The sequence below is a fragment of the Photobacterium sp. OFAV2-7 genome (genome assembly GCF_022347985.1).
Classification (GTDB): domain Bacteria; phylum Pseudomonadota; class Gammaproteobacteria; order Enterobacterales; family Vibrionaceae; genus Photobacterium.
On record NZ_JAKRFQ010000369.1, the window covers coordinates 1 to 4,766 of the forward strand.

Consider the following 4,766-nt stretch of genomic DNA (forward strand, 5'->3'; position numbering starts at 1 on the left):
GCAGGCTTCGTACTGGTATTTACCATTCCTATGGTACGTATCTTCATTAACTCAGGTGTTAACGCTGCTGACCTGGCAAGTATGCCGGTGACGACTGCAAACTTTGCTTCCGGTCTGGTTGGTGAGTTCTTCCCTGCGCTAAGTGCGACTATTGGTGCACTGGGTGCCTTCATCGCCGGCTCGAATACAGTATCAAACATGATGTTCAGCCAGTTCCAGTTTGAGGTTGCACAAACACTGACTATCTCGAGTGCCGCCGTTGTCGCCCTACAGGCAGTTGGTGCTGCCGCGGGTAACATGATTGCTATCCACAACGTAGTCGCCGCTTCAGCAACCGTAGGTCTGCTTGGCCGCGAGGGTGCCACCCTACGTAAAACAGTTATCCCAACGTTCTACTACCTCATTGTTACAGGTTTGATTGGCCTAACTATCGTCTACGGCTTCCACATTACCGATGCCCTGATGAACGGCTAACACAACAATACAACTAGTACACGGAAAAGTTACTAACGACGAGCAACACAGCTATTCCATTCGGCCCCAGTGAACAAGAGTCACTTCCCAGAGCAATCTCACTGGGCCGGATGGAATAGCTTACCTGCCTTCAAGGAGTTCAAGATGCGAATCTACCCTGCCAAGCCGGAAAAAGTCTATTTCTACGCAACTTGCCTGGTCGACATGTTCGACCCGGAAGCCGGTCTTGATGCCATTACGCTGTTGGAGCAGCAGGGAATCGAGGTCATTTTCAAAGAAAAGCAAACCTGTTGCGGCCAGCCAGCCTATAGCTCCGGCTACGACAGCGAAGCCAAGCAAGTCGCCCTAAGCCAAATGGCACTGTTTGAAGAGCAATGGCCGGTGATTGTTCTATCCGGCTCTTGCGGCGGCATGATGCACCACCACTATCGTCGTCTATTCAAAGACGATGAAAAACAACAGCAAGTCGATACCTTTTGTGACCGTGTTTTCGAACTCACCGAGTTCCTGGTCAATGTTTGCCGAATCAAGCTTAACGACCGCGGAGAATCAACCTCTGTCGTTATGCACACCTCCTGCGCCGCCCGTCGCGAAATGAATGTCCATGTCACCGCCACCCAGCTGCTCAACCAACTAGAAAATGTAGAACTTCGTGAACAAGACTACGAAAGCGAATGCTGTGGCTTTGGCGGCACCTTTGCCGTTCGTCACCCGAATATCAGCCAGGCAATGGTCGAAGACAAAACCCACCACCTCTCTAATACCCAGGCCGATGAGCTGGTGAGCGCCGATTGGGGCTGCCTGCTGAACATTAACGGGGCATTAGACTACCAAGGCAAATCAATGCGCGGCCGCCACCTCGCCAGCTTCCTGCTGGAAAGAACGGGAGGTAAGTAATAATGAAACAAGATAATGCCCAAGGGCCAGAATTTTTCCATCCGCAAGCCAAGTCAGCGTTGGCCGACCAACAGCTACGACAGAATTTCCGCGGCGCGATGGACTACCTCCGGGACAAACGGAAAACAGCCTTTGCCGATGGCAACGAAGAAACCAATATCCGCCATCTGGCCGAGGCCATTCGTCAACGCTGCCTAAGCAAATTACCCGATCTACTGGAGCAACTTGAAACCAACTGCCAGAAGAACGGAATTCAGGTCCACTGGGCAGAAGACGCCGATGAGGCCAACCAGATTATTGCCACCATTGCCCAGTCCCATGACGCCAAGACAATCGTCAAGGGCAAATCGATGGTCAGCGAAGAGATCGAGCTGAACCATGAAATGGAAAAGCTCGGCATAGAATGCCTCGAAAGTGATATGGGCGAATACATTGTCCAGCTTGACGGTGACAAGCCTTCTCACATCATCATGCCGGCGATTCACAAGAACAAACAGGAAGTGAGTGATACCTTCGAGCATAATCTCGATGATTTCACTCAAACCATAGATGTTGATGAATTAATTCAGACCGGCCGAAGCAGGCTGCGTCAGAAATTTCATGACGCAGATATCGGCCTGTCAGGCGTCAACTTTGCAGTTGCTGAAACAGGCACACTTTGCCTGGTGGAAAACGAAGGCAACGGCAGAATGTGTACCACTGTGCCTGACGTCCATATTGCCATTACCGGTATCGAAAAAGTGGTAGAGTTCCTGTCAGATGTTCCGCCGCTATACAGCGCCCTGACCCGCTCGGCCACCGGCCAGGCTATCTCCACATATTTCAATATGATCACTTCTCCGCGCCGCGAAGGTGAGCTGGACGGGCCGCAAGAGGTCCATCTCGTCCTGCTCGACAACGGTCGCTCGCAGGCTTATCGCGACGAGGAAATGCGAAAAACTCTGCAATGTATCCGTTGTGGGGCATGTATGAACCACTGTCCGGTTTACACCCGCATTGGCGGCCACGCCTACGGCACTGTTTATCCGGGACCTATCGGCAAAATCATCTCACCGCATATGATGGGATTGGAGAAAACCAAAGATCTGGTTACAGCATCGAGCCTGTGTGGTGCCTGTGGCGAGGTGTGTCCGGTACGGATTCCGATCCCCGAACTCCTGCAGCGACTGCGCCATGAAGCGAAGAATCCACCGAACGAAGGAGCACAAGCCATTGACGGCCAGGAGGCCGCCGCCAATAAAGCCGAAATGCTGGCCATGAAAGGATTTGCCTACGCGGCAACCCATCCTTCGCTGTACCACACAGGTACATTGGCAGCAACAAAGCTCAAGGCCCTGATGCCAAGCAATCTCGGAGCATGGACCCAATGCCGGACCGCACCGAAGCCTGCTGACAAAACCTTGCACCAGTTGCTTAAATCACGCAAGTAAGGAGAGAACAATGAGCACAGCAAGACAGTCAATTATGTCTCGCCTTCGTAACGCAGGTGCAACACCCAAAAGCTCAGAGGGGCACACTTATCACTCTTGGGCTGCGACATCAGAAAAAGAGCTCGAGCAACGATTTATCGACGGCATCACGGCCAGTCACGCCGATGTTATTCGTACTAATAGCGAACGACTAGAAGAAGTTCTTACCCGCTTAATAGAAGACAAGCAGATCCACCGCATCGCCCTGGGTACGGGGGGTGAGTTTCAGCCTGCAATTGATGAAGCCACAAAGCAAGTTAACCAAGTTCCTTTTGAGCGTGAGGTTAGTCAGTGGAAAACTGAACTATTCGAGCAGGTTGACGCCGGGATCACCCATTGTCTGGCCGGGATTGCCGATACAGGCACGCTGGTTCTGTGGCCAGATAGCCAGGAGCCACGCACCCTGTCTTTAGTCCCACCGACACACATCGCACTTCTCAAGCGATCAACACTGGTAAGCAACTTTGCCGAACTGATGAACAAACAGGCCTGGCACATCGGAATGCCAACCAATGCCATTTTAGTCTCAGGGCCATCTAAAACGGCAGATATTCAGCAAACACTGGCCTACGGTGCCCACGGACCGAAAGAGCTGATCGTGGTGCTGATAGAAGACTGACTAAATTAAGCATATCCAACTAACTATAATGCGCTCACTCCCTGTCTCGAGCGCATTATTTTTTGGTGCGGACACCTTTATTGTCAGCTAATTATCGCTCTCGCTTTATAACTCATTCAGATCCTATACATTTCATACCCTCAGAAATGACACCAGTCTGACATGTGCAATATTCTGCTTTTTACAATGAGGTCATAATTCAACCAGCAAAACACCAGCAAGATACATGAGAGCACTTGTTCTACTGACTGCCATTAGCCTTATTTCCGCGCCCACTTGGGGCGATGAAGAAAATGAAGAACTTGACGAGTCACCTGTCGTCGAGTCGCCGTGGAGCGGCAATGCCAAACTCGGGTTTATCTTCAGCAAAACCAATGAAACCTCAATGTCGACCAACTCTGGCGCCAGCATTATCTACGACAAGGATGAATGGCAACAGAAGGGCGAGTTTTCCACCTACTACACCAAAGGTAACGAAGACAGCGACGGGACCAATAAATACAATATTAGCTATGGTATGAAACACTTGGTCAATGATGCATGGTTTGTCTACACCAACAGTAAGTACGAACATGATCTCTTTGCGACCTACCGTGAACAGCTAACCGTGGCTACCGGCTTCGGTGCAACCCTCATTGACGAAGAAGATACGACACTCAACATTGGTGCCGGTCCGGGTTATCGTTTTTCACAACGACAAGATTTCGATCCTGATTTACCCGGCAAGAAAGAAGATGAGGTTATTGCCAACGCCTTCCTCGAAGGAAGTTCAAAGCTCAATGATCGCTTCGAACTCGGTGGTGAAGTCCGCGTCGACTACGGTGAAGAGAATACGACAACCAACGTCAAAGGCTATCTCAAGAATCAGCTCATGGCGCAGGTCTCATTGCTGCTTGATACCGAATATATCAACAACTCTAACGTTGCGGCCGACAGCAGCAACAGCGAAATTTACAGCACCATCAGTTTGAGTTACGACTTTTAGTCAGTTTGACGCTTGGCATAAGCGTCAAACTGACTGAGCAGTTAACCGTATACCGCCTTAGGCAGCCAGGTAGCCAGAGACGGCCAGTAAGCCAGCATCCCAATCACCACCAGCTGAATCACGATAAACGGAATAACACCCCGGTATATTTGCTGAGTCGAAATCGTATCCGGGGCAACACCACGTAAATAGAATAACGAAAAGCCAAACGGCGGGGTCAGAAACGATGTCTGCAAGTTCAGGGCAATCATGATCCCCAGCCAAACAGGATCCAGATCCATACTCAGCAAGATTGGTGCAACAATCGGGATCACAACAAAGG

The 4,766-nt window shown here is 50.7% G+C and carries 6 protein-coding genes; 5 read left to right on the plus strand and 1 reads right to left on the minus strand.

What is annotated here, in order from left to right:
• From MHN01_RS16900 to MHN01_RS16920, 5 genes are all read left to right on the plus strand, one after another.
• On the plus strand, positions 1-474 hold a 474-nt coding region (locus MHN01_RS16900; RefSeq protein ID WP_239412411.1), incomplete at its 5' end, for an L-lactate permease.
• Between the two features lie 144 nt (positions 475-618).
• Positions 619-1,371 (plus strand): (Fe-S)-binding protein, encoded by a 753-nt coding sequence (locus MHN01_RS16905; RefSeq protein ID WP_239412412.1) that lies wholly within the window; start codon positions 619-621, stop codon positions 1,369-1,371.
• 2 nt (positions 1,372-1,373) lie between these two features.
• Positions 1,374-2,801, plus strand: a complete 1,428-nt coding sequence (locus tag MHN01_RS16910; protein WP_239412413.1) for a LutB/LldF family L-lactate oxidation iron-sulfur protein — start codon at positions 1,374-1,376, stop codon at positions 2,799-2,801.
• 10 nt (positions 2,802-2,811) lie between these two features.
• Positions 2,812-3,459 carry a lactate utilization protein C gene (locus tag MHN01_RS16915; RefSeq protein WP_239412414.1) on the plus strand — a complete coding sequence of 216 codons (648 nt, stop codon included), beginning with the start codon at positions 2,812-2,814 and terminating at the stop codon, positions 3,457-3,459.
• Between the two features lie 226 nt (positions 3,460-3,685).
• A complete protein-coding gene (locus tag MHN01_RS16920; protein WP_239412415.1) occupies positions 3,686-4,444 on the plus strand; it encodes a YdiY family protein in 759 nt (252 codons plus the stop codon).
• A 41-nt stretch (positions 4,445-4,485) separates the two neighbouring features.
• On the opposite strand, the gene MHN01_RS16925 is transcribed toward MHN01_RS16920, so the two are convergent.
• Positions 4,486-4,766, minus strand: a 281-nt coding sequence (locus tag MHN01_RS16925; RefSeq protein ID WP_239412416.1) for a TRAP transporter large permease subunit, incomplete at its 5' end; no start/stop codon positions are given.